The sequence below is a fragment of the Microbispora sp. CA-135349 genome, assembly GCF_050947365.1.
Taxonomy (GTDB): Bacteria; Actinomycetota; Actinomycetes; order Streptosporangiales; family Streptosporangiaceae; genus Microbispora.
Genome location: NZ_CP192001.1, coordinates 3,045,330 through 3,069,063, shown reverse-complemented (window position 1 = coordinate 3,069,063; position 23,734 = coordinate 3,045,330). Strand labels below are relative to the sequence as shown.

Annotated in this window: 24 protein-coding genes and 1 riboswitch; of the genes, 9 read left to right on the top strand and 15 right to left on the bottom strand. The window is 72.4% G+C overall.

Annotation, left to right across the window (positions count from 1 at the left end):
- Positions 1 to 4: 4 nt before the first annotated feature.
- Positions 5 to 940: an aspartate carbamoyltransferase catalytic subunit gene (locus tag ACQPZZ_RS14440; protein WP_432932347.1), complete on the bottom strand. Its 936-nt coding sequence runs from the start codon at positions 938 to 940 to the stop codon at positions 5 to 7.
- Positions 937 to 1,494 (bottom strand): bifunctional pyr operon transcriptional regulator/uracil phosphoribosyltransferase PyrR, encoded by a 558-nt coding sequence (gene pyrR / locus ACQPZZ_RS14435; protein ID WP_363636940.1) that lies wholly within the window; start codon positions 1,492 to 1,494, stop codon positions 937 to 939. The genes ACQPZZ_RS14440 and pyrR overlap by 4 nt, the downstream gene beginning before the upstream one ends.
- Positions 1,495 to 1,963: 469 nt before the next feature.
- On the opposite strand from pyrR, the gene bldD reads away from it, so the two are divergent.
- Together bldD and ACQPZZ_RS14425 are read left to right on the top strand one after the other, a co-directional pair.
- On the top strand, positions 1,964 to 2,458 hold the full coding sequence (bldD, locus tag ACQPZZ_RS14430; protein ID WP_030508976.1) for a transcriptional regulator BldD: 495 nt from the start codon (positions 1,964 to 1,966) through the stop codon (positions 2,456 to 2,458).
- Positions 2,459 to 2,579: 121 nt separating this feature from the next.
- A complete protein-coding gene (locus tag ACQPZZ_RS14425) occupies positions 2,580 to 3,824 on the top strand; it encodes an arginine deiminase (protein ID WP_432932346.1) in 1,245 nt (414 codons plus the stop codon).
- Between the two features lie 157 nt (positions 3,825 to 3,981).
- On the opposite strand, the gene ACQPZZ_RS14420 is transcribed toward ACQPZZ_RS14425, so the two are convergent.
- Positions 3,982 to 4,419: an SAV_6107 family HEPN domain-containing protein gene (locus tag ACQPZZ_RS14420; RefSeq protein ID WP_076432068.1), complete on the bottom strand. Its 438-nt coding sequence runs from the start codon at positions 4,417 to 4,419 to the stop codon at positions 3,982 to 3,984.
- Positions 4,420 to 4,818: 399 nt separating this feature from the next.
- Positions 4,819 to 5,679 (bottom strand): L,D-transpeptidase family protein, encoded by an 861-nt coding sequence (locus ACQPZZ_RS14415; protein ID WP_432932344.1) that lies wholly within the window; start codon positions 5,677 to 5,679, stop codon positions 4,819 to 4,821.
- A gap of 127 nt (positions 5,680 to 5,806) precedes the next feature.
- Between ACQPZZ_RS14415 and ACQPZZ_RS14410 the strand changes: the two genes are divergently transcribed.
- Positions 5,807 to 6,283: a YbaK/EbsC family protein gene (locus tag ACQPZZ_RS14410; RefSeq protein ID WP_432932342.1), complete on the top strand. Its 477-nt coding sequence runs from the start codon at positions 5,807 to 5,809 to the stop codon at positions 6,281 to 6,283.
- A gap of 43 nt (positions 6,284 to 6,326) precedes the next feature.
- Complete coding sequence (locus tag ACQPZZ_RS14405) at positions 6,327 to 6,899, top strand: GNAT family N-acetyltransferase (RefSeq protein WP_432932340.1); 573 nt, start codon at positions 6,327 to 6,329, stop codon at positions 6,897 to 6,899.
- A 41-nt stretch (positions 6,900 to 6,940) separates the two neighbouring features.
- On the opposite strand, the gene metF is transcribed toward ACQPZZ_RS14405, so the two are convergent.
- Positions 6,941 to 7,870, bottom strand: a complete 930-nt coding sequence (gene metF, locus ACQPZZ_RS14400; protein ID WP_432932338.1) for a methylenetetrahydrofolate reductase [NAD(P)H] — start codon at positions 7,868 to 7,870, stop codon at positions 6,941 to 6,943.
- A gap of 138 nt (positions 7,871 to 8,008) precedes the next feature.
- On the opposite strand from metF, the gene ACQPZZ_RS14395 reads away from it, so the two are divergent.
- Positions 8,009 to 9,076, top strand: a complete 1,068-nt coding sequence (locus ACQPZZ_RS14395; RefSeq protein WP_432932336.1) for a polyprenyl synthetase family protein — start codon at positions 8,009 to 8,011, stop codon at positions 9,074 to 9,076.
- A 100-nt stretch (positions 9,077 to 9,176) separates the two neighbouring features.
- Here the strand turns inward: ACQPZZ_RS14395 and thiE are convergent, their stop codons facing one another.
- From thiE to ACQPZZ_RS14380, 3 genes are read right to left on the bottom strand one after another with little or no spacing between them, the layout of a single operon-like run.
- Positions 9,177 to 9,830: a thiamine phosphate synthase gene (thiE, locus tag ACQPZZ_RS14390; RefSeq protein WP_432932332.1), complete on the bottom strand. Its 654-nt coding sequence runs from the start codon at positions 9,828 to 9,830 to the stop codon at positions 9,177 to 9,179.
- A 29-nt stretch (positions 9,831 to 9,859) separates the two neighbouring features.
- A complete protein-coding gene (locus ACQPZZ_RS14385; RefSeq protein ID WP_363636957.1) occupies positions 9,860 to 10,234 on the bottom strand; it encodes an Rv2175c family DNA-binding protein in 375 nt (124 codons plus the stop codon).
- Positions 10,235 to 10,277: 43 nt separating this feature from the next.
- Complete coding sequence (locus ACQPZZ_RS14380; RefSeq protein ID WP_363636959.1) at positions 10,278 to 11,456, bottom strand: NAD(P)/FAD-dependent oxidoreductase; 1,179 nt, start codon at positions 11,454 to 11,456, stop codon at positions 10,278 to 10,280.
- Positions 11,457 to 11,656: 200 nt separating this feature from the next.
- Positions 11,657 to 11,767, top strand: a riboswitch (TPP riboswitch).
- Between ACQPZZ_RS14380 and thiO the strand changes: the two genes are divergently transcribed.
- The 4 genes from thiO (at position 11,756) to pknB (ending at position 16,133) form a co-directional block, all read left to right on the top strand.
- Positions 11,756 to 12,892 carry a glycine oxidase ThiO gene (thiO, locus tag ACQPZZ_RS14375; protein WP_432932330.1) on the top strand — a complete coding sequence of 379 codons (1,137 nt, stop codon included), beginning with the start codon at positions 11,756 to 11,758 and terminating at the stop codon, positions 12,890 to 12,892. It overlaps the preceding riboswitch by 12 nt.
- The gene (gene thiS, locus ACQPZZ_RS14370; RefSeq protein ID WP_363636963.1) at positions 12,889 to 13,089 is read left to right on the top strand and encodes a sulfur carrier protein ThiS; all 201 of its coding nucleotides are present in this window, start codon (positions 12,889 to 12,891) and stop codon (positions 13,087 to 13,089) included. Before thiO ends, thiS begins: the two co-directional genes overlap by 4 nt.
- Before the next feature lie 2 nt (positions 13,090 to 13,091).
- Positions 13,092 to 13,856: a thiazole synthase gene (locus ACQPZZ_RS14365; protein ID WP_432932328.1), complete on the top strand. Its 765-nt coding sequence runs from the start codon at positions 13,092 to 13,094 to the stop codon at positions 13,854 to 13,856.
- A 207-nt stretch (positions 13,857 to 14,063) separates the two neighbouring features.
- Positions 14,064 to 16,133: a Stk1 family PASTA domain-containing Ser/Thr kinase gene (gene pknB / locus ACQPZZ_RS14360; protein WP_432932327.1), complete on the top strand. Its 2,070-nt coding sequence runs from the start codon at positions 14,064 to 14,066 to the stop codon at positions 16,131 to 16,133.
- Positions 16,134 to 16,450: 317 nt separating this feature from the next.
- Here the strand turns inward: pknB and alc are convergent, their stop codons facing one another.
- From alc to pucL, 7 genes are all read right to left on the bottom strand, one after another.
- Positions 16,451 to 17,416, bottom strand: coding sequence for an allantoicase (gene alc / locus ACQPZZ_RS14355; RefSeq protein ID WP_432932325.1), 966 nt, complete (start codon positions 17,414 to 17,416; stop codon positions 16,451 to 16,453).
- Positions 17,413 to 18,717, bottom strand: a complete 1,305-nt coding sequence (gene allB, locus ACQPZZ_RS14350) for an allantoinase AllB (RefSeq protein WP_432932323.1) — start codon at positions 18,715 to 18,717, stop codon at positions 17,413 to 17,415. The genes alc and allB overlap by 4 nt, the downstream gene beginning before the upstream one ends.
- Positions 18,718 to 18,848: 131 nt before the next feature.
- Entirely contained in the window at positions 18,849 to 20,006 is a 1,158-nt protein-coding gene (locus ACQPZZ_RS14345; protein ID WP_432932321.1) for a glycerate kinase, read from the bottom strand.
- A gap of 31 nt (positions 20,007 to 20,037) precedes the next feature.
- Entirely contained in the window at positions 20,038 to 21,405 is a 1,368-nt protein-coding gene (locus ACQPZZ_RS14340; RefSeq protein ID WP_432932320.1) for an 8-oxoguanine deaminase, read from the bottom strand.
- Positions 21,406 to 21,503: 98 nt separating this feature from the next.
- Entirely contained in the window at positions 21,504 to 21,995 is a 492-nt protein-coding gene (locus ACQPZZ_RS14335; protein ID WP_432932318.1) for a (2Fe-2S)-binding protein, read from the bottom strand.
- Positions 21,992 to 22,852, bottom strand: a complete 861-nt coding sequence (locus ACQPZZ_RS14330) for an FAD binding domain-containing protein (protein ID WP_432932316.1) — start codon at positions 22,850 to 22,852, stop codon at positions 21,992 to 21,994. The genes ACQPZZ_RS14335 and ACQPZZ_RS14330 overlap by 4 nt, the downstream gene beginning before the upstream one ends.
- A 3-nt stretch (positions 22,853 to 22,855) precedes the next feature.
- The gene (gene pucL / locus ACQPZZ_RS14325) at positions 22,856 to 23,734 is read right to left on the bottom strand and encodes a factor-independent urate hydroxylase (RefSeq protein WP_432932314.1); all 879 of its coding nucleotides are present in this window, start codon (positions 23,732 to 23,734) and stop codon (positions 22,856 to 22,858) included.

Sequence of the window (23,734 nt, the reverse complement as noted above, 5' to 3'; positions counted from 1 at the left end):
GTGCTCATTCGGCGCCCCCGATCGCCGGCTCGGAACCGCCGAGCAGCAGGTAGAGAACGGCCATCCGGACCGTCACGCCGTTGGCGACCTGCTCCACGATCGTCGAGCGCGGCGAGTCGGCGACCTCCGCGGAGATCTCCATCCCGCGGTTCATCGGGCCGGGGTGCATGACGATGGCGTCGTCGTGCAGGCGGGCGAAGCGGTCGCGGTCGAGGCCGTAGCGGCGGCTGTACTCCCGCGCCGAGGGGAAGTAGGCCGCGTTCATCCGTTCGAGCTGGACCCGCAGCATCATCACGACGTCCGACTTGGGCAGCACGGCGTCGAGGTCGTAGGAGATCTGGCAGGGCCAGCTCTCCACCGCGACCGGCAGCAGGGTCGGCGGCGCGACCAGCGTCACCTCCGCACCGAGCGTGTGCAGCAGCAGCACGTTCGACCGGGCGACCCGGCTGTGCAGCACGTCGCCGACGACGGCGATCTTCAGGCCCTCGATCCGGCCCAGCCTGCGGCGGATGCTGAAGGCGTCGAGCAGCGCCTGGGTGGGGTGCTCGTGGGTGCCGTCCCCGGCGTTGACCACGCTGCCGCGCACCCAGGTGGCCAGGCGGTGCGGCGCGCCCGAGGCGCCGTGCCGGATCACGACGGCGTCGGCGCCCATGGCCTCCAGGGTGCGCGCGGTGTCCTTCAGCGACTCGCCCTTGGACACGCTCGACCCGCGGGCGGAGAAGTTGATGACGTCGGCCGACAGGCGTTTGGCCGCGGCCTCGAAGGACATGCGGGTCCGGGTGGAGTCCTCGTAGAAGAGGTTCACCACCGTGCGGCCGCGCAGCGTCGGCAGCTTCTTGATGGACCGCTGCGAGACCCGGGCCAGCTCCTCGGCCGTGTCGAGGATGAGGAGCGCGTCGTCGCGGGCGAGGTCGCCGGCCGAGATCAGGTGCTGCTTCATCGGTCGTCCTCCTTGATGAGCACGACCGCGTCGCGCCCGTCCGTCTCCTCCAGGAAGACCTTGACCTTCTCGCTCTTCGAGGTCGGCAGGTTCTTGCCGACGTAGTCGGCGCGGATCGGAAGCTCCCTGTGGCCGCGGTCCACGAGCGTGGCGAGCTGGACCGCCCTGGGCCTGCCCACGTCGTTCAGCGCGTCGAGCGCGGCGCGCACGGTGCGGCCGGAGTAGAGGACGTCGTCGACGAGGACGACGGTCCTGCCGTCGACGCCGTCCGGCGGCAGATCGGTGTGGCCGAGTGGGCGCGCGGGCCGCAGGCGCAGGTCGTCGCGGTACATCGTGACGTCGATGGCGCCGACGGGAACCTTTATCCCCTCGAACTGCGCGATGCGCCCGGCCAGGCGCTGCGCGAGGGTGGCGCCACGGGTGGGGATGCCGAGCAGGACGACGCTCTCCGCGCCCCTGGTCCGCTCGATGATCTCGTGCGCGATCCGTGTGAGCGCCCGGTGGATGTCGGGCCCCTCCAGGACGGAACGGGCCTGATTTCGGGCATCAGACATGAAACTCACCACCTTTCCCGCCTCACGGGACGGGTCTTAAAAGGGTGTCAGGTCTGCTTAGAGTATCAGGGCCGTCTGGGAACCCCCCTCCCGCCAGGGGCGATGCCCCGTGGAGGGACCGTTCACCGGCGGCGTGACGAGGACGCGAGGCGGAAGCCCGGGGACGTGCGGGGGACGTGGCAGGGGACGTGGCAGGGGACGCGTCAGGGGATCGGAAGCCGCATCACACCGGGTGTCGGGGATTTCGGTGAGAGCACTGTTTGACGCTCTTTTTTCCAATCAGCTTGACCTTTGGGAGTGTCGGCTTTACCGTCACTGTCCGTAACCACAACACGCGACCTTCCTGGGTAAAACCCGACGCAGCGGTCACCGAAGGTGCCGGTCACGGTGCCAGCCCCGGTGTTTGGAACGCTTAGGACAAGGACGCACAATCAAGTGAGAAGAGACATAGAAAGCCGGGGGCCACACGATGCCGTCTGACTACGCCAAGTCGCTGGGCGCGCGCCTGCGCGCCATCCGAACCCAGCAGGGACTGTCCCTGCACGGTGTGGAAGAGAAGTCCCGCGGACGGTGGAAGGCCGTCGTCGTGGGCTCCTATGAGCGGGGCGACCGCGCGGTGACCGTGCAGAAGCTCGCAGAGCTCGCGGATTTCTACGGAGTGCCGGTGTCCGAGCTTCTTCCGGGCGGAGCCGCCCCCAGCCCGCTTGCGCCCGCTCCCAAGCTGGTCATCGATCTGGAGCGGCTGTCGCAGCTGCCGAAGGACAAGGCCGGTCCGCTTGCCCGTTACGCCGCCACCATCCAGAGCCAGCGCGGCGACTACAACGGCAAGGTGCTGTCGATCCGGCAGGAGGACCTGCGCTCGCTCGCGGTCATCTACGACAAGTCGCCGGTCGAGCTGACCGAGGAGTTCATCCACTGGGGCGTGCTCGACGCGGAGGCCCGCCGCGCCGTCGAGTCCTTCTGACCTCCCGTCCGGTCCGTACGCGGCTCCCCGTGCCCGCCCTCTCGGCGTAGTCACGGGCGGCGCCTCCGCATCGGGGAGCCGCCGGTACGAGTGATTCCTGTCACGCGGGGATAGGCAGGATATGACGTTTCACGTGGGCTCCGAGGTGGGCAGGCTTCGCCGCGTCCTGGTCGACATCCCCGAACTCGCGCTCAAGCGGCTCACCCCGGGCAACAAGGACGGCCTGCTGTTCGACGACGTGCTGTGGGTGCACCGCGCGCTGGAGGAGCACCGGGAGTGGTGCGAGGTGCTCGCCGGGCGCGGCATCGAGGTGCACCACCTCGGCGACCTCCTGCGGGAGGTGATCGAGATCCCCGACGCACGCAAGCACATCCTCGACGGCAGCGTCGACGAGCACTGGTTCGGCCCGCTGGCCGCCGACGCGATCCGCAACACGCTCGACGCCCTCGACGCGGACACGCTCGCACCGCTGCTGACCGGCGGGATCACCAAACGCGAGATCATGGAGCTGGGCTGTGACCCGGGCTCCATCACCTTCCACACGCTGGGCATGGACGATTTCGTCCTCCCTCCGCTGCCCAACCACCTGTTCGCCCGCGACACCTCCTGCTGGGTGTACGACGGGGTCTCGATCAACCCGATGCGCAAGAAGGCGCGCAGGCGGGAGACCGTCAACTACGAGGCGGTCTACCGGTGGCACCCGCTGTTCGCCGCGGGATACGGCAACCCCGCCGGCGGCGGGTTCAACGTCTGGTACGAGGGCGTGCGGATGGCCCCGGCCACCATCGAGGGCGGCGACGTCCTGGTGCTCGGCGACGGCGTGGTGCTGGTCGGCGTGAGCGAGCGCACCCAGCCGCAGGCGGTCGAGATGCTCGCGACCAACCTGTTCCGCGCGGGATCGGCGACCCGCATCGTGGCGCTCGATCTGCCCAAGACTCGCGCGTTCATGCACCTCGACACCGTGATGACCAACGTCGACGTGGGCGTGTTCACGAAATACGCCGGGCTCGGCATGCTCCCCTCCTACACGGTGGAGCCGGGCGACACCGACAAGGAGCTCAAGGTCACCGATCACCCGCCGGAGGACATGCACAAGGCGATCGCGCGAGCCCTCGGCCTGGACGACATCAAGGTCCTGACGCCGACGCAGGACGTGCACGCGGCCGAGCGAGAGCAGTGGGACGACGGCTGCAACGTGCTGGCGCTGGAGCCGGGTGTGGTGGTCGCCTACGAACGCAACACCACGACCAACAACCACCTGCGCAGGCACGGCGTCGAGGTCATCACGATCCGCGGCAGCGAGCTCGGCCGCGGACGCGGCGGGCCGCGCTGCATGAGCTGCCCCCTGGAGCGCGACCCCGTCTGACCGCCCGCCGTGAGTATGGTCCCGGGTATGAGCGGAGGCGGGAAGGCTCGGATCACGATCACCGTGGGCCGAGGCGTCCTTGCATACGCCGAGCACCTCGTGGCGACCGGCAGAACCACCAGCGTCGCCGGTGCGGCTCACGGCCCGGGACGCGGCGTCAGCCCGCCATCGGCAGGGTGGGGCGGCCGGGCAGGCCGAGGATCGACTCCACCTCTCCGACGAACCTGTCCGCCTCCGCTATGATTTCCTCCGCGTCGTTCTGCGTGACGGCGCGGACCATTCCGGCCTCGGCCGCCGCACGCTTGGTCGCGCTCACCGCGAAGTAGGCCGCCCAGTCCGCGAGCTTGGGCTCGGCCTCCGGCAGCAGCTCCCAGGCGCTGCGCAGCCGCCGCCTGCGGCCGTCCATCGGACGTGGACGGGCCGCGAGGATTCCGGCCGCCGCACGCAGGGCCGCCAGATGGGCCGACACGTAGCGGTCCGCGGGGGTGGGCCCGACGGTGGCGTCCGCGAGGCATGCCCTGGCGTCCGCGAGGTGTGCCAGAACCGCCTGAGAGAGCCGGGGCCCGCTCTTCTGATCGTCGTTCTGCTCAGTCATGCCCGCCTCCTTGAGTCGTGGCACTCCGGCGAAGGTCGCCGGTGACTTCACAGTCGCAGACCGCACCGACAATTTCGCCGGCCGGGAGATCTCGTGAACCGCCCGAGATCGCCCGACGCTTTGTCCCGTGGGCGGCCGGACGAGGAGCTTCCCCTCTCCCCGTCCGGCCCACGCCGCGGGCCGTGCCGCATCCGTCTCCGCCGACGACGAAGGCACGAATCCAACGGGGTGGGCGCGAGCCGCGAGTCTCGCGCCCACCCCATCGAACATAAATTCGATCGTGTCCCCTGTCAAGGATGTCAACGAATACGTGTTCGAGGACTGCGTCACAAAAGGGGGCGACAGACGACGAAAGGGCCCCGCGCGACCACCTCGCGCAGGGCCCCTCCGGGGGTGGAACTAGCGCTGGAAGGCGCCCCTGACGTGCACCGGGACTCCCTTGCCGAGCATGCCCGGCAGGATCTCCGCCACGTTCATGGGCAGCCGCACGCAGCCGTGCGACGCCGGATAGAGCGGCACCGACAGCGCGCCGTGGAGCGCGATGCCGCCGTTGAAGAAGACGGGGTTGTAGAGCTGCCCCAGGTAGGACCGGTGCCAGCCCTTGACCCGCCAAGTGGTCTTGTAGTCGCCGGTCGGCGTGCGGGCGCTGCCGGAGAAGCGCTGCCGCTTGCCGTTCCAGGTGGCGTACTCGGTGTAGGGGACGCCGCTGCCGCTGGAGATGTGGCTGATCAGCACCGGCTCACCGCCCCGATACAAAACCATCACCTGCTTGGTCAGGTTCACCTCGACGCGATTCGCCTTACCCCCGGACACCAGAACCTTGGGCGCACGGGGATTCTCCAGCGCCCTCCAGGTGCGGGCGGCGATCGTGCTGGTCGGGGTGATCCCCTGCACCTTCTGGAACGCCCAGACCGCCGTCAGTGTGGCCCCGCCATACTGGCCGTCGAGGCTGCCGGGCACGTATCCCAGCTCCTTGAGCCGGGCCTGCAGCGCCTTGACGGCGGAGCCCTTGGCGCCGAGCTTGAGCGTCTTGCCCGGGGCGGTGAACGACGGGTAACCGGTGGCACGGGCGGGGACGGCGCTCCGCGCCGCGAGCGCAGGGAGCGCCGTGGACACCGGGAGCACGGTCCCCGTGGTCACGACCCCCGCGGACACGGCGGTGCGCGCCTGCGCCGTGCCGCTCACGCCGGTCGCCGCGAAGGCGGTCGCGAACGTCGCCGCCCCCACCGCGACGAGCAGTCGCCGTCGACCTCTCATCATGACCAAACCCCCTCATAAGTCCGTTTCTCGATCAAAGGACTCACCTTACGGTCCGATTGTGAGCCGCGTGATCGTAAGTGGCCATAATCGGCCGCGTATGTACTGGCAATCCGTTTAGAGTGACCGGGTGGCAGAAAAGTTGCATCCCAACGTCGTCCGGGTTCAGGAGGCCCTGCGGGCCCACGAGGTGGAGGGCCGCGTCGTCGTCCTGGACGAGGCCGCCCCGACCGCCGCCACGGCGGCGGCACAGCTCGGCTGCGAGGTCGGCGCGATCGCCAACAGCCTGATCTTCGACGCGGACGGCGCCCCGCTGCTGGTGCTGACCAGCGGCGCCCACCGGGTGAACACCGATCTGATCGCCCGGCTCGTGGGCGCGGCGAAGGTACGCAGGGCCACCCCGGAATTCGTCCGCGAGCACACCGGTCAGCCCATCGGCGGCGTCGCCCCGGTCGGGCACCCCGCGCCCGTACGGACGCTGGTGGACACGTGGCTGGGCAAGCACGACGTCGTGTGGGCCGCCGCGGGCCACCCTCACACCGTCTTCCCCACGTCCTACGAGGAGCTGCTGCGCATCACCGGAGGCACGGCCGCCGAGGTGGAATGACGCCTGCGGACCGGTCCTGCCGGGTTTTGCTAGTGTGCGACGCGTGATCGAACTGCGACGGGTGGGGGCCGACCGATTCAGGGCGGTGCTGGACACGGTGCTGGAGATCTACACGGTCGCCATGCTCCCGCCGTCCGACCAGCTCGCGGGCCGCCTGGCGATCATGCGCAACCACGCCACCTATCCCGACTTCGCCTGCGTGCTCGCCGAGGACACGCAGGAGCCCGGCGGCGTCGCCGGCTTCGCGTACGGCTTCCACGGCGGCCGCGGGCAGTGGTGGCACGACGTCGTACGCGGGGCGCTGCAGGACCGGGCCGGGCCGGTGGTGGCGGAGGACTGGTTCGGCGACGCCCTGGAGATCGCCGAGATCCACGTGCGCCCGGAACACCAGGGCCGGGGAATCGGCCGTCGGTTGATCCACGCGCTGTGCGAGGACCGCCCGGAGCGCACGGCCGTGCTGTCGACGCACGACGCGCCCACGGTGGCCCGGCACCTCTACCGAGACGTGGGGTTCGCCGACCTGATGACCCGGTTCGTCTTCCCCGGCGGCTACGAGGAGTACGTCATCGCCGGGGTGCGGCTGCCGCTGCCCGGGCGCGAAGCCCGCGAGAACTGACGGACGCGAACACTGACGGAGGCCGACGGGACGGCCGGGGCTCAGCCGGCGACGGCGGCCGGCGCGCTGTGCAGTGCCTGGAACACCTCGCGGGTCGCGCTCGACCGATTGAAGGTGATGAAGTGGATGCCGGGCGCTCCCTCGTCGAGAAGCGTCTGGCACAGCTCGACGGCGTGCTCGATCCCCAGGCGGCGGACCGCCATGGGGTCGTCGGCGACGGCCTCGAACCGCTCGGCCACCTCCGGCGGGAACGGCGCGCCGGACAACTGCTCCGACCGGGCGATCGTGCTCATCTGGGTGACGGGCATGATGCCGGGGATGATCGGGGTGTCGCACCCGCGGGCCGCCACGCGGTCGCGCAGCCGCAGGTAGTCGTCCGCCCTGAAGAACATCTGGGTGATCGCGTAGTCCGCGCCGGCCCGGCACTTCTGCACGAAATACTCGGTGTCCGACTCGATGGTCGCCGACCTGGGGTGCTTGTAGGGGAAGGCGGCCACCCCCACGCAGAAGTCGCCCGCCTGGCGGATCAGCCGCACCAGGTCCTCGGCGTACAGGACCCCCTCGGGGTGCTTGACCCACTCGTCCAGGGGGTTGCCGCCGCGCGGGTCGCCGCGTACGGCGAGGATGTTGCGCACGCCCGCGTCGGCGAACCTGCCGACGAGGTGGCGCAGCTCGCGGATCGAGTGGTCGACCGCGGTGAAGTGGGCGACGGGGGTCAGCGTCGTCTCGTGCGCCAGCCGCTCGACGATGTCCACCGTGCGGTCCCGGGTCGAGCCGCCGGCGCCGTAGGTCACGGAGACGAACGTCGGCCGCAGCGCCTCCAGCTCGCGGATCGCCCGCCACAGCTGGCGCTCCCCCTCGTCGGTCTTCGGCGGCATGAACTCGAACGAGAACGAGCGCTCGCCCGCCGCCAGTAGTTCGCGGACCGTCGGGACGCGATCAGGAAGCCGCGAGGGCAGACCGAGAGCCATACAGGAGAGGTTACAGCGCTCCGCTTTTTCCGATGGTCGCAGTCTTGCTATGTGGACGTTTTCCTTACGCAGTGAGTTAACCCACTTGAAGGGGATCTGCTGCTGGGTGTCCGGATCAACCCCGGTTAGTCTCAGAGCATGACCGCTTCCGCCGTCTCGCTCGATTCCATCCGTACGGAGGTGGACCGCGCACTCCGGGAGTTCCTCGACCGGCAGCGACCACACTTCGGTGATTCTCATTTGGCCGCCCTGCTCACCGCCGCGGAGGATTTCCTGGCGGGCGGCAAACGGTTGCGCCCCGCCTTCTGCCACTGGGGGTGGCGCGCCGCCGGGGGCGGCGACGACCCGGGACTGCATTTCGCCGCCGCCTCGCTGGAACTGCTCCAGGCCAGTGCGCTCATCCACGACGACGTCATGGACGCGAGCGACGTGCGCCGGGGCATGCCGTCGGCGCACCGCCGGTTCGAACGGATGCACGCCGAGGCGGGCTGGCACGGCTCGGCGCGGCAGTTCGGCGAGGGCTCGGCCGTGCTGCTGGGGAACCTGTTGCTCGTGTGGGCCGGGGAGATGTGGCGCACCAGCGGCCTGGCGCCCGAGGCGATCGCCGTCGCCCAGCCGTTGCACGATTACATGCTCACCGAGCTGATGTGCGGGCAGTACCTCGACCTGCTCGAACAGGCGCAGGGCGAGAGCACGTTCGACAGCGCGCTGCGGGTGGCCCTCTACAAGAGCGGGAAGTACTCGGTCGAGCAGCCGCTCCGGCTCGGGCTCGTCCTCGCCGCCCAGGCCCAGCACCCGTGGATCGACCGGCTCTGCGTGCAGTACGGCCAGCAGGTGGGCATCGCCTTCCAGCTCCGCGACGACATCCTCGGCGTGTTCGGCGACCCGGCCGAGACCGGCAAGCCCGCCGGTGACGACCTGCGCGAGGGCAAGCGGACCGTGTTGATCGCACGCGCGCTCGCCTCCGCCACCCCCGCCCAGGCGGAGGTCGTGCGAGCCCTGCTCGGCGATCCCGGACTGGACGCCGAGGGGGTCGGACGGCTGCGCACGGTCATCGAGGAGACGGGCGCGCTCGCCTCGTGCGAGGGCATGATCAAGCGCTATCTCGACGACGCGCTGCACGCCCTCGACCAGGCGCCGATCGAGGAGGGGGCCCGCGAGGCGCTGGCCGGCCTGGCGGTCGCCGCGACCTCCCGCCGCACCTGACCCGCCGCGCCCGGCAGGAGGGGCCCCGCCTCCCGGACCCCACGGCGTTCCCGGACCTCCGGATCCCCGGAGCGTCCGGCCGCCCGGGGAGCGTACGGGGTCAGATCGGGACGGCGGACAGCCGCGCCCTGAGCGCCGCGGCGGCGGCGCCGGGGTCGTCGGCCTCGGTGATGGCGCGGACGACCACGGCGCGGCGCACGCCGTGCGCCATCACCTCGTCGAGGTTGCCCAGGTCGATGCCGCCGATGCCGAACCACGGCCGGTCGGCGCCGAGGCGCGCGGCGTGCTCGAGCAGAGCCGGCCCGGGCGCGGGGCGTCCGGGCTTGGTGGGCGTGGGCCAGATCGGCCCGCAGCAGAAGTAGTCCACACCCGGCTCCACCGCGGCGGCCGACGCCTCGGCGGCCGAGTGCGTGGACCTGCCGATGAGGACATCGGGACCGAGGATCTCCCTGGCCACCGGGACCGGGAGGTCGTCCTGGCCCAGGTGCAGGATGTCGGGCCGGGCGGCGTAGGCCACGTCCGCCCGGTCGTTGACGGCCAGCAGCGCACCGTGCCGGTCGCAGGCCGCGCGGAAGACCTGGAGCAGGTCGAGCTCCTCGCGCGCCTCCAGGCCCTTCTCCCTGAGCTGGACGATGTCCACCCCGCCGGCGAGGACCGCGTCGAGGAATTTCTCCAGGTCGCCGCGGTTCCTCCTGCCGTCGGTGCAGAGGTAGAGCCTGGCCTGCGCGAGCCGCTGTCGCCGGGTGTCGTTCACCCGACCAACAATGCCACGGGGCGGGACGGTCAGAAGCCGAGGGCCTGGGCCCTGCGCTTGACCTCCGTGTGCCGGCCCTTCACGATCGCGTCGATCGGGGCCCCCGGCAGCGAGTCGTCCGGGGTGAACAGCCACCGGATCGACTCCACCTCGTCGTATCCGGCGTCCGACAGCACGGTGAGCGTGCCGGGCAGGCCCTTGAGCACCTCGCCGTCCGCGACGAACACCGCGGGGATCTGCGGCTCTCCGCCGCCCCGCCGTACGCCGGCGAGCTTCTTGTCCTTGAGGAGTTGCTTGGCGCGGCCGATGCTGAGCCCGAGCTTCTTGGCGGCCTCCGAGAGGGGGAGCCACTCCCCTACGAGCTGGTCGGTCTCCCGGTCGATCTTCGCAACAGTAAGCGTCACGGATCCACCTTTACCACAGCGGAGCTGCCGGGAAACACCTCGATTACGTCATAATGCAGTCGCGGAGCGGCACGGCCGGGTCGGCCACCCGCGTGGGATCGAGCCGCCGACCGCTCTCGACGATCCGGCGGCCCTGCACCACGTCGCGCGGCCGGTCGACGGTGAGCACCGCGGCGAGCCGGTCCTCCGCCGTCAGCCAGCACACCGCCCACTTCGCGTCCGTACGCGGGTCGCCGCGCAGCAGCACGCGGTCACCGGCCTCCCGATGACCGGCGAACTGCACCATGTGACCGAACTGCTCCGACCAGAAGTACGGCACGGGGTCGTAGACCGCCTCCTCGCCCAGCAGGGTGGCGACGGCGGTGTCGGGAGCCTGGAGCGCGGTGTCCCAGTGCTCGACCCGCAGCCGGGTGCGGAACCTGCGCGACCACCAGTTCGCGCAGTCGCCCACCGCCACCACGTTGGGCAGCGACGTGCGCAGGTGCTCGTCGACGGCCACCCCGTCGTCGAGCCGGACGGCCGAGCCCTTCAGCCAGTCGACGGCCGGGCGCACGCCGACGCCGGTGACGATCACGTCGGCCGGCACCCGGGCGCCGGACATGAGCGTGAGGCCGTCGGCGTCCACGGTGCCGACCATCGCGCCGAGAAGCAGTTCGACGCCCGCCCGCGCGTACCAGGAGGCCGTGTGGCTGCCGACGGCGGGCCCGAGCGCCACGGCGAGCGGGCTCTCCCCCGCCTCCACGACGGTCACCCGGCAACCGGCCCTGGCCGCGGCCGTGGCGACCTCGGCGCCGATCCAGCCGGCCCCGACGACGGCCACGCGGGCGCCGGGGACCAGCCGCTCGCGCAGCGCCAGCGCGTCGTCGATCGTGCGCAGCACGTGCTGGACGCCCTCGCCGCGCAGGCGGATCGGCGTGGCGCCGGTGGCGATGACCAGGCCGTCGTAGTCCAGCTCGCCCTCGGTCGTCTCCAGCACGCCGTCACGCAGGCCCTTGGCCGCCGTGCCGAGGCACAGCCGCACGTCGAGGGCGTCGAGATCGGAGTCGACCACGGTCGAGTCGGTGCCTCCCAGCAGCACCGCCTTCGACAGCGGGGGCCGGTCATAGGGGCGATGGTGTTCCTCGCCGATGAGCGTGATGCGGCCGGTGAATCCACGGGCCCTCAACGCCTCGATGCTTCGCACGCCGGCCAGGCCGGCACCCACCACCACGACGTGATCCACAGCTTGACCATAGATTGTCAACCGGGGCCCTGGCCAACGGGCCCCCCATAACGAGTTGGGCAATTGACGCGCACTTTCGCGGGGGCCTGCGTTGTGAGGAAACGCCGCGTACCCGCCGGACCGCCCGGGTCCGGACGTTCGCGTGCGACGGCCGCCGGTCCGGCGATAGGCCGTTATGGGCGACGTACTACGCTGGTGGGCGTAAGACGCGCGGGAGCCCGGCGGACCGGGCTGAGAGGAGAGCGCGAGGCTCTCGACCGCCCCGACCTGATCCGGGTAATGCCGGCGAAGGGAGCGCTGTGTCCCGCACATCGCCATCCGATGCCCAGTCCGGCTACGACGTCGTGATCGTGGGTGGCGGCGTGACCGGCCTGGCCGCCGCCTGGCGCACGGCGCGGCGGGGCCTGTCTGTGGCGGTGGTGGACCCCGCACCCGGAGGCGGCGCCACGTACGCGTCGGCCGGGATGCTCGCGCCGGTCAGCGAGGTGACCTACACGGAGGAGCCGCTGCTGCGGCTCGGCCTCGCCTCGCTGGCGGCGTGGCCGGCGTTCCGCGCGGAACTGGAGGACGAGACCGGCGCCGACCTCGACTACCGCACCGAGGGCACGCTCGAGGTCGCCCGCGGCGCGGACGACATGGCCTACCTCGACGACCTCGCGGCCTTCGAGCGGACGCTCGGCCTGCGGGTCGAGCGGCTCACCGGGCGCGAGTGCCGCTCCTTCGAGCCCATGCTCTCCCCCTCCGTACGGGGCGGGCTACTCGCCCGCGACGACGCCTGGGTCAACCCCCGCAGGGTCGTGCGCGCCCTGCTCACGGCGTTCGAAAAGGCGGGCGGAACGCTGGTGACCGAGCGCGTCGCCGGGATCGACGACTCCGGGACGGGCGGCCCGTCCGTGCGGCTGGAGTCCGGCGCCGCCGTCGCCGCGGGCCAGGTCGTCGTGGCGGCCGGATCGTGGTCGGCGTCCCTGCTGCCCGGCCTGCCGGTACGCCCGATCAAGGGAGAGATCCTCCGGCTGCGCGGGCCCCGCGGGTTCCTCAGCCGGTGCGTCCGGGGGCTGGTGCACGGCTCCCCCGCCTACCTGGTCCCCCGGGGCGACGGCGAGATCACTTTGGGGGCCACGTCGCAAGAGCTGGGGTACGACGCGCGGGTCACCGCCGGCGGTGTGTACGAGCTGCTGCGCGACGCCCGCGAACTGGTGCCCGGCATCACGGAGCTCGAACTGACCGAGACGACGGTCGGCTTCCGCCCCGGCACGCCCGACAACCTGCCGCTCATCGGCCCGGCGGGGCCGCCCGGCGTGTTCGCGGCGACCGGGCACGGACGCAACGGGGTGCTGCTGTCCCCGATCACCGCCGACGCCGTCGCCGCGTTCCTGACCGGCGGCGAGGCGCCCTCCGTCGCCGGATTCTGCGATCCAGGGAGATTCAGCGAGTGAAAGTCACGATCAACGGAGGCGCGGCCGAACTGCCGGACGGCGCCACGGTCGGCGACGCCGTACGGACCCTCACGTCCCTCACGTCAGGGGTCGCGGTTGCGGTGAACGGCGAGGTGGTGAGCCGGAGCGCCTGGGACTCCACTTATGTGGCGGACGGGGACGGCGTCGAGGTGCTGACCGCCGTACAGGGAGGATGAGCATGACCGACGACGTCTTCGTGCTGGGCGGGGAGAAGTTCACCTCGCGTCTCATCATGGGCACCGGCGGCGCGCCGTCACTGGAGGTGCTCGACCAGGCGCTGGAGGAGTCCGGCACCGAGCTGACGACCGTCGCGATGCGCAGGCTCGACCCGGCGTCGCGCGGTTCGGTGCTGGACGTGCTGCGCGCACGCGGCATCAAGGTGCTGCCGAACACGGCGGGCTGCTTCACCGCCGGGGAGGCCGTGCTGACCGCCCGCCTGGCCCGCGAGGCGCTGGAGACCGATTGGGTCAAGCTGGAGGTCATCGCCGACGAGCGGACCCTGCTGCCCGACCCGATCGAGACCTTCGACGCCGCCGAGCGGCTGGTCGCCGACGGTTTCGTGGTGCTGCCGTACATCGGCGACGACCCGGCGCTGGCCCGCAGGCTCCAGGACGCCGGGTGCGCCGCCGTGATGCCCCTGGGCGCCCCGATCGGCTCCGGGCTGGGCATCCGCAACCCGCACAGCATCGAGCTGATCGTCGAGGCCGCCACGGTTCCGGTGATCCTCGACGCCGGCGTCGGCACGGCCAGCGACGCCGCGCTGGCGATGGAGCTGGGCTGCGACGCCGTGCTATTGGCGAGCGCGGTGACCCGGGCGCACCGGCCGGACCTGATGGCCGCCGCCATGCGGCAGGCGGTCACGGCCGGGAGGCTGGCCCGTCTCGCCGGGCGGATCCCGCGCCGGCGCTACGCCGAGGCGTCCTCCCCCGGCCGCCCGTCCTGAACCCCGCCGCTCCTCCTTTCCCGCCCGTCCGTCCCGGGACCGTTCCGGGCTGTTCCCCGGGCGGCGGGAAGGGGCGGAATCCAGGTCTGGTAAGCCCGGTTTTCGCAAACGGCACGGCTTTTCGGACGGCCGGGACGGCGCCCGAATAGGTCTCGGTTTGGGATTCGGGAACACGCCAGGCGGCAAATCACCCGTAAACTTTGGCGAGTGGACACGACGCTAACCGACCCGCTCGTGGGGCAGTTGCTCGACGGGCGCTACCGCGTCGAGTCCCGGATCGCCCGGGGTGGCATGGCCTCCGTATACCTGGCTCTGGACGTCCGGCTCGACCGCACGGTCGCCGTCAAGGTGATGCACCGCTCACTGGCCGAGGACCCGCAGTTCGTGCGGCGGTTCATCGGCGAGGCCAAGTCGGTGGCGAGCCTCTCGCACCCCAACATCGTGCAGGTCTTCGACCAGGGCACCGACGGGGCACACGTCTACCTGTCGATGGAGTACGTCCCCGGCAGGACCCTGCGCGACGTGCTGCGCGGGCGCGGGCGCCTGCCTGCGCGCGAGGCGCTGGAGATGGTCATCCCCGTGCTCGCCGCCCTCGGCGCGGCCCACCAGGCCGGGCTCATCCACCGGGACGTCAAGCCCGAGAACGTGCTGCTCGCCGACGACGGCCGGGTGAAGGTCGTGGACTTCGGCCTGGCCCGCGCGATCGAGGCGACCAACCAGACCAAGACCGGCATGATGATCGGCACGATCGGCTACATGTCGCCCGAGCAGGTCACGACCGGCACGGCCGACGCCCGCAGCGACGTGTACGCCGCCGGGATCATGCTGTTCGAGCTGCTCACCGGGCGGCAGCCGTACGCGGGCGAGACGCCGATGTCGATCGCCTACCGGCACGTGCACGAGACCGTCCCCGCGCCGTCCTCGATCATGCCCGACGTGCCTCCGCAGATGGACGCGTTCGTCGCCGCGGCCACCGACAAGGACCCCGCCGTGCGCCCGGCGGACGCGACCGCCATGCTCGTCGCCGCCGTCGAGATCCACCGGACGCTGCCGAAGACCGGGCACACCGGCGCGCACGCCGCCCCCCACGGGACCCAGGACAGCGGTGCCCGCACCGGCGCCCACAGCGGCGTGCGGACGGGCGCGCACCAGACCTCCCCGCCGCCCGGCGGGTCCTCGTCGTTCGGCACCGGATCGTTGGGCAGCGGGTCGTTGGGCACCGGGTCGTTCGGCACCGGGTCGTTCGGCAGCGGGCAGCACGCGCTCGCGGAACCCGAGTCACCGCTCGGCCAGACGATGATCCAGCCGCGGTCGGAGCTGCTCACCGGCGCCGCCGAGGGGAGACGGCGGCGGCGCAGGGGCAGGTCCGTATGGCTCGTCGCCGCGCTGGCCCTCGTCATGCTGGCGGGTGTCGCCTTCACCGGCTGGTGGTTCTCCCAGGGCCGCTACACGAAGGTGCCCGACCTGGTGAACAAGCCCGTCACGGTCGCCAGGCAGGTGGCGCAGCAGGCCGGTTTCGAGGTCCGGGTCGGCGAGGCCCGGTTCGACGACAAGGTGCCGAAGGACGTCGTCCTCGACACCGAGCCGGGGCTGGGCGCCGAGGTGGTCAAGGGCTCGGTGCTCACCCTCATCCCGTCGGCCGGCCCGGAGACGATCACCGTGCCGAACGTCACGGGCGCCAGCCTGACGGACGCCCGGGCGAAGATCGCCGAGGCCGGGCTGACCCCCGGGCGGGTCAGCAAGAGCGCGAGCGACACCGTCCCCCGCGACCAGGTCATCCGCACCAACCCGCCGGTGGGCAAGCGCGTCAAGAAGCGCAGCACGGTCAACTTCGTCGTCAGCGCCGGACTGCTGATGCCGGACGTCACGCAGATGATGCGCGACCAGGCGGAGAAGTTCCTGCGCGAGAAGGGCTTCAACGTCCAGGTCGACGAGACCGCCGACGACACCCCGCCGGGCACCGTGATCGCGCAGGACCCCACAGGAGGCGCCGAGGTGGTGTCGGGGGCGATCGTGCACCTGACCGTGTCGCGCGGGCCGGACCAGGGCTTCCACTGGCCGTGGGAGGTGGTCAATCCCGCCGACCCCAACCAGCCCCCGCCCGCCGTCGTCGAGGTGCCCAACGTGATGTTCAAGTCTGTCCACGACGCGGTGAACGAGCTGAAGACGGCCGGCTTCAAGGTCAACGTCCGCAAGGTGGTGGGCACGGACCGCGTGGTCGGCGAGAAGCCGCTCGGCCAGCAACCCCCGGGCTCCACCATCACGCTCTGGCACTGACGCCCGGGCCGGCCGTTCCGGGGCGCGGCGGAGGCGCGCCTCTCGCGGCCCCGTCGCCCGCGTGACGGCAGGCCACTCGGGAGCCGGCCACTCCGCACGGGCGGGGCGACGGAGGCGTCGGCAGGCCGACGGCCGTCGATGTACGCCTGGTTGCGCCGCCGTGCGTCGGCGACGGCCTCCTCCCCACCGGACTCTGCGACGATGTCCGCCCGGACATCGTGCCACTTGGGAAAGTTCGTCATCACTGGCTCTCCTCCGCCTCGCGTTCCCTCAATTCCTCGTACAGCTCCTCGGCCAAATCTGCCGTCAGGACGGAATCAGGGCGTGAGGGAGCCGAGGAGGCGGAGGCGGGCGAGGCCGCCGTCGGGGTAGACGTCGAGCCGGGCGTGGGTGATCCGGCGGTCGTCGTCGAGGCGGAAGCGGTGGCGGGTGTCGGGCTGCAGGCGTGTCCTGGGCAGCAGCGGGAACCAGGCGTCCTCGTCCTCCAGCGGCCCCCGGTCCGCGTCCGCGCCCTTCAGCGACGCCCAGCCGGGGGCGTTGAACACCAGGTTGGTCGTGTCGATCTCGGCCATGGCCACCCGGCCGGGGCCGGCCAGGGCGACGACGAGCCAGTCGTTGCCGCCGTCGCGGCGGCGGGCGGTCTCCCAGCCCTCGGACTGGTCGCGGGCCAGGCCGGGCGCGAGGACGTTGTCCGGTGAGGAGTAGAACTCGTCGGAGCAGGCCGTGACCAGGCCGCCGTTCTCCAGCGCGGCGAGGTCGACGGTCAGGCCCTCCAGGAACGCCCGGTCGGGCACGACCCGCCCGTGGACCCGCAGCCGCGCGACGCCGCCGTCGGGGAAGATGTTCAGCCGCACGTGCGTGAAACGGCGGGGGTCGGTCACGGCGAACTCGTGGACCGCGTCGCCCTTCAGCGGGCTTTTCGGCACGATCTCCACCCAGCCGGTCAGTTCGCCGGGTGACGGGTAGCCCTCGGCCGCGCACGCCTCGACCGACGCGTACGGCGGGTAGTTGCCGCGGAACCACGCGGTGTCCACCACGACGCCCCGGATGACCCCCGGCAGGCCGAGCCGGACGATCGCCCAGTCGTGGCCGGGCTCGCGCCGCCGCCGGGTCTCCCAGCCGTCGTAGACCTGGCCCTTGGCGCCGAAGGTGTGCGGCCGGAACTCGGCCGGTCCCGGCCTGATCAGGGCCTCCCGCGCGGCGAACGACTCGTCGTTGGCGGCCACGACCGAGCCGCCGTACGCGCGCAGGGCGAGGTCGGGCAGGCGGGTGAATCCGGTCATCGTGCCTCCCTGGTGAGCAACCGTCCGCGCGGCGTGACGAAGTCGACGGGAACGCCGCGCAGCCAGGTGGTGCGCACGACGCCCGCCAGGCGCGCGCCGTGGTAGGGGGACACCGGGTTGCGGTGGTGGAGCGCCGCCACGTCCACGGTGAGATCGGCCTCGGGGTCGAAGGCGACCAGGTCGGCGTCGTTCCCCACCCGGATCGCCCCCTTGCGCGGCAGGCCGGCGAGGCGGGCCGGTCCCCCGGCCATCCAGCGTGCCACGTCGGCCAGGCCGTACCCGCGGGCGCGGGCCGCCGTCCACACGACGGGCAACCCGACCTGGAGCGAGGAGATGCCGCCCCAGGCCGCGGCGAAGTCGGGCACCTTGAGGTCGGGCGTCGACGGCGAGTGATCGGAGACGATGCCCATGAGCACGCCGTCGGCGAGCGCCCGCCACAGCGCGTCGCGGTTGGCGGCCTCCCTGATGGGCGGGCAGCACTTGTAAGCGGGCCCGGTGACCTGCTCGGCGGCCAGGGTCAGGTAGTGCGGGCAGGTCTCGGCGGTGACGCGCACCCCCGCCGCCCGCGCGGCGCGCAGCGGTCCGACGCAGGCGGCGGCCGACACGTGCACGACGTGCGCCCGTGCGCCCGTCTCGGCGGCGAGGGCGATCACCTGCTCGACGGCGCGCCGCTCGGCCTCCTGGGGACGCGACCGCAGGAAGTCGTCGTACGCCGGGCCGCTGGGCTCCGACAGCAGGCCGGGGTCCTCGGCGTGCGCGATCAGCAGGCCGTCGAAGGCCGCCACCTCCGCCAGCGCGGCCCGCAGTCCCTCGCGGTCGAGCGCGGGGAACTCGTCGACGCCCGACGGGGACAGGAAGCACTTGACGCCCGCCACGCCGGCCTCGTGCAGCGGCCGCAGATCGGCGAGGTTGCCGGGGACGGCGCCGCCCCAGAAGGCGACGTCAACGTGACAGCGCCCCTCGGCGGCCTTCCGCTTGACCTCCAGCGCCGCCACGTCGACGGTCGGGGGCAGCGAGTTCAGCGGCATGTCCACGATCGTGGTCACGCCACCGGCCGCGGCCGCCCTGGTGGCGGTCGCGAAGCCCTCCCAGTGGGTGCGGCCGGGCTCGTTGACGTGCACGTGGGAGTCGACCAGCCCGGGCAGCAGCGGCAGGTCCCCGAGGTCGGCGGCCTCCCTCGCCGCCGGCGGCTCGTCGTACGGGTGCAGGGCCGCGATCACGCCGCCGCGTACGGCGACGGCCAGCGGACGCTCCCCCTCCGGCGTCACGACCCGCCGCGACCGCACCACCAGCTCGTACACCCGCCACCTCCCGTCGTGATCATGTAACGTGTCGCAGGCCGTGCCGCCGACCTGCGGCGATAAGCGCCGTGATCATGTACTAATTCGCCGCCTCCCTCACGCCCCGGCCGTTCACCGTTCGTGATCTCGCCCTACCCGTCCGCGAGATGCCCGGCGGCGACGCGCGCCGCCAGCTGTTCGAGCAGCGGCCCGGCCTCGGCCAGGCAGCGGCTCACGTCGGGCTCGATGTCGGTCAGCGCGTACGCCGCCTCGATGCCTGCCGCTCTCAGTTCCTCGTCTCCCACCGACCGCCGGCCGCAGACCGCGACGACGGGCACCCCGTGCTTGGCCGCGGCCGCCGCGACGCCCACCGGGGCCTTGCCGCGCAGGGTCTGCTCGTCCATGGAGCCCTCGCCGGTGATCACAAGGCGGGCGCCCTCCACGTGCCGGTCGAACTCCACCAGATCCAGCAGATAACCGATGCCCGGCCGGATCTCCGCACCGAGGAACGTCAGCGCGCCGAAGCCCACCCCGCCCGCGGCGCCGGCCCCCGGCCGCGCGGCCACGCCCATCGCACGGACGACGCCGTCGTGCTCGGCGGCGCCCGCCAGGCCGTGCGTGTGCGCGGCGACCGCGGCCAGCCGGGCCAGGCCGGCCTCCAGCACGGCCACGTCCCGCGCGCTCGCGCCCTTCTGCGGGCCGTACACCGCCGCCGCGCCGTACGGCCCGAGCAGCGGGTTGTCCACGTCGCTCGCCACGACGACCTCGAACCCGCGCAGCCGTCCGGAGGCGTCGATCGTGTGCAGGTCGCGCAGCGCGGCGCCGCCCGGCGGGAGGTCGTCGCCCTCGGCGTTCAGCAGCCGTACGCCGAGGGCCTGCGCCATGCCCGCACCGCCGTCGGTGCAGGCGCTGCCGCCGAGGCCGAGCACGATCCGCGTCGCGCCGTGCCGTACGGCGTGGGCGATCAGCTCCCCGGTGCCGCGGCTCGTGGCGGTCAGCGGCATCAGATCGCCGGGCAGCCGGCGCAGGCCCGATGCCTCGGCCAGTTCGACGACCGCGACCCGGCCGCCGGGTTCGTTCCGTACGGCGTAGCTCGCCCGGGCCTGGCCGCCGGCCGGCCCGGTCACCTCCGTCTCGACGCGGGTGAATCCGCTCGCCACGACCGCGTCGACGGTGCCGTCGCCCCCGTCGGCCACCGGCAGCCCGACGGCGGGGACGTCACCCAATCCGGCCGCCACATGCGCGGCCACCTCGGGAGAGGTGAGCGACCCGCGGAACTTGTCCGGCGCGATGACGACGTGCCCTGTCATGCCCTAGCCCTTCGATCGAGTCCGGGATGTCTCAGACATGATCCTGGGCGCTCAACCGGCGGTGCGCGGCGGCCCCCGCCCGCGCGGCCGCCTCGGCGGAGACCGTGCGCAGTTCGCCCCCGTTCACCACGGTCCGGCCGCCCACCAGCAGTCGTTCCAGCGGCGGCGTGGCGCCGTACGCGAACGCGACGACAGGGTCGTCGATCGCGGTGTGGAAGCCGCCGAGCCGCCACAGCGCGACGTCGGCGAGCTTGCCGGGCTCCAGCGAGCCGATCTCGGCCTCCCGGCCGAGGCAGCGGGCACCGCCGAGCGTGGCCATCTCCAGGGCCTGGCGGGCGGTCAGCGCACGGGGGCCGTATCTGGCCCGCTGGGTGAGCACGGCCATGCGGATCTCCCCGGCCAGCGGGGTCATCTCGCTGGAGGCGGCGCCGTCGACGCCGAGCCCGACCGGCGCGCCCGCGGCCAGCAGGTCGCCGATCCTGGCGATGCCGGCGCCGAGGCGGCCGTTGGAGGACGGGCAGTGGGCCGCGCCCGTGCCGGTCTCGGCGAGGCGCCGCACGTCCTTGTCGGTCAGGTGGACGCAGTGGGCGAGCCAGACGTCGGGCCCGAGCCAGCCGAGCCGGTCGAGGTACTCGACGGGCAGCACGCCGAACTGCTCCCTGCAGTGCTCGTCCTCGTCGGCCGTCTCCGCCACGTGGGTGTGCAGCCGTACGCCGTGGGAGCGCGCGAGGTCGGCCGAGCGGGTCATGAGCTCGCCGCTGACCGAGAACGGCGAGCAGGGAGCGACGGCCACCCGCAGCATCGACCCAAATGACGGATCGTGATATTTCCTGATCGCGTCGTCGGTGGCCTGGAGGATCTCGTCGATGTCCTCCACGACCTCGTCCGGCGGCAGGCCGCCGCGCGAGGCGCCGCGGTCCATCGACCCCCGGCAGGGGTGGAAGCGCAGCCCGACCCGGCGCGCGGCCTCGATCTCCGCCTCGAACAGGTCTCCCCTGCCCTTCGGGAAGATGTAGTGGTGGTCGGTCGAGGTCGTGCAGCCCGACAGGGCCAGCCAGGCCAGGCCCGCCGTCGCCGCGCCCGCCACCACCTCGGCGTCCATCCGCGCCCACAGCCGGTAGCTCGCCACCAGCCACTCGAACAGCGTCCCGTCGGGCGTCACGCCCTGCGCCGCCCACTGGTAGAGGTGGTGGTGGGTGTTGACCAGGCCGGGGGTGGCCAGGCAGCCGGAGGCGTCGACGCGCTCGGCCTCCCCCGCCGCGTACGGCGCGGGCCCGGGGCCGACCGCGGTGATGAGGCCGTCTTCGACGACGACATGGCCGGACGGGATCTCCTCCCCCACGACCGGGACGACGTAGGCGTTCTCGATGACCAGTCGCGGCGGTGCAAGATCACGCAATGCGAACTCCCAGGTCAGGTGGTGCCGGTGTGATTGTCCGCGTGATCACGGAAGGTTCCGGCGCGGGTCACGGGGGATGAGTGCGACGAACCACACGATCACGGCGTGGGATGGGGGTCGGGGTGGTCGCGGCGGGCGGCGGCGAGGCGGACGGCGTCGAGGATCTTCTCGTATCCGGTGCAGCGGCACAGGTTGCCGGCCAGGGCCTCCCTGATGTCGGCGTCCGGCGGCACCCCCTCTGCGGCCGCGAGCAGCGCGTGGGCCTGGACGACGAGACCGGGCGTGCAGAAGCCGCACTGCACGGCCCCCGCGTCCACGAACGCGCGCTGCACCTCGTCGAGCCCCTTTCCGGCGGACAGGCCCTCGACCGTCACCACCTCGCGCCCCTCCGCCTGCCCGGCGGCGACCAGGCACGCGCAGACGGGGCTGCCGTCGAGATAGACCGTGCAGGAGCCGCATTCGCCCTGCTCGCAGGCGTTCTTGGCACCCGGCAGGCCGAGCCGTTCACGCAGGACGTACAGCAGGCTCTCGCCCTCCCACACGTCGTCGGCCGTCATCGGGCGGCCGTTCACGGTCACGTTCACCCTCATCGCGCGCTCCCCCTGAATTCGTCCCAGGCCCAGCCGAGCGCGCGCCCCGCCAGCACGGCCAGCGCGTGCGTGCGGTAGGCGGCGCGGCCACGCACGTCGTCGATCGGCGCGGCGGACGCGGCCACGAGTTCGCCGAACCGGCGGGCCACGCGGGGTTCGAGCGGCCCCCGGCCGTCCCAGTCCAGTTCCGCGGAGGCGAAGTCCTCGGCGTCCGGGGCGCTGCGCGGGGTCGGCGCGGCCGAGCCGATCCCGGTGCCCGCCCGCCGCTCCCCCGCGTCCAGGGCGATCGCGAACGAGCACACCGCGATCACCATGGCGTTCCTGGTGCCGATCTTGGAGAAGTACTGCGGTCCTGCGGCGGACGGGACGCGCACGGCCCGGATCAGCTCGTCGGGGGCGAGCGCGTTGCGCTTCACTCCCGTGTAGAACTCCCCGACGGGGATCAGCCGGTCGCCGCGCGCCGACTCGACCTCCACGACCGCGCCGCAGGCCAGCAGCGGCGGGTGGCTGTCGCCGGCCGGCGAGGCCGCGCCGAGGTTGCCCGCGACCGTGCCCCGGTTGCGGATCTGCGGCGACCCGACCGTACGGGACGCCTGGGCCAGACCGGGTAGCTCGCCACCGAGCTCGGCGATCAGCCGGGAGTAGGTCACGCCCGCGCCCACGCGGATCTCGCCGCCCTGCCGCGTCCACTCCCGCAGTTCGGGGATCGGCGTGAGGTCGAGCAGGGCGGCCGGACGGCCCTTGTCGAGGTTGATCTCCACCATGACGTCGGTGCCGCCCTGGATCGGCGTGGCCTCGGGCCGCTCGGCCTTCAGCGCCAGGGCCTCCGCCCAGGTCCGCGGTCGCAGGAAGTCCATCGGCTACTCCCAGGCCGGGCCGGCGCCGGGCGCGTCCTCGCGCAGCACGGTCCCCTCGATCAACCCGTACGGCCGGTCGGCGGCGAAGAAGACCTCGCCGTCGTTGTCCAGGCCGAAGGGCGTGAGGTCCACCAGGAAGTGGTGCTTGTTCGGCAGCGACAGCCGCACCTCGCACACCCCGGGGCACGCGGCCAGCACCCGCGTGCCCATGGCGTACAGCGTCTGCTGCAGGGACAGGCTGTAGGTGTCGGCGAAGGCCTCGAGCAGCGCCCCCCGCGCGTTCTCGTAGGTCTTGTCCCAGTCCTGCGAAGGGTCGCGGTCCTGCGGAGGCTCGCCGTGCCGCCACGCCGCGTCCACCGCGGTGGCGAGGACGCGGTCGCGGGTCTCCGGCAGCGTGGTGAACTCGTCCTTCGCGAAGCCCCAGAACTCGGAGTTCGTCGTGTTGAGCACGACGAGGTCGCGCAGCCCGGAGACCATCCAGGACCGCGTCCCGTCGTAGTGCGCCACGCAGGTGCGGACCTCCCTGCCGGACCGGACGAACGAGTGCCCGAACGCGCCGTTGCGCTCCCAGGCGTGCTCCTCCACTTCGACCCTGGCGTGGTGGATCGCGGGCTGGGAGTCCACGAAATGACGCGCGAGCAGCAGCGCGAAGTCCTCGATCGCCCCGACGCCGTGCTTGTTGGCGAACGCGAAGACCGTGTTCTTCTGCGTGTCGGTGGGCAGGACGGCCGAGTTGTCCCCGCTCAGGTGCACCTCGGCCATGTCGCCCGACAGCGCCGTGCCGACCGTGAGGTCCTTGATCCGGTGGGCGTCGCCGTGCCGCGTCACCCGCACGACCCTCGTCTCGGCCTTGCCGTACCTGTTGGGCCCCAGAACGGCCAC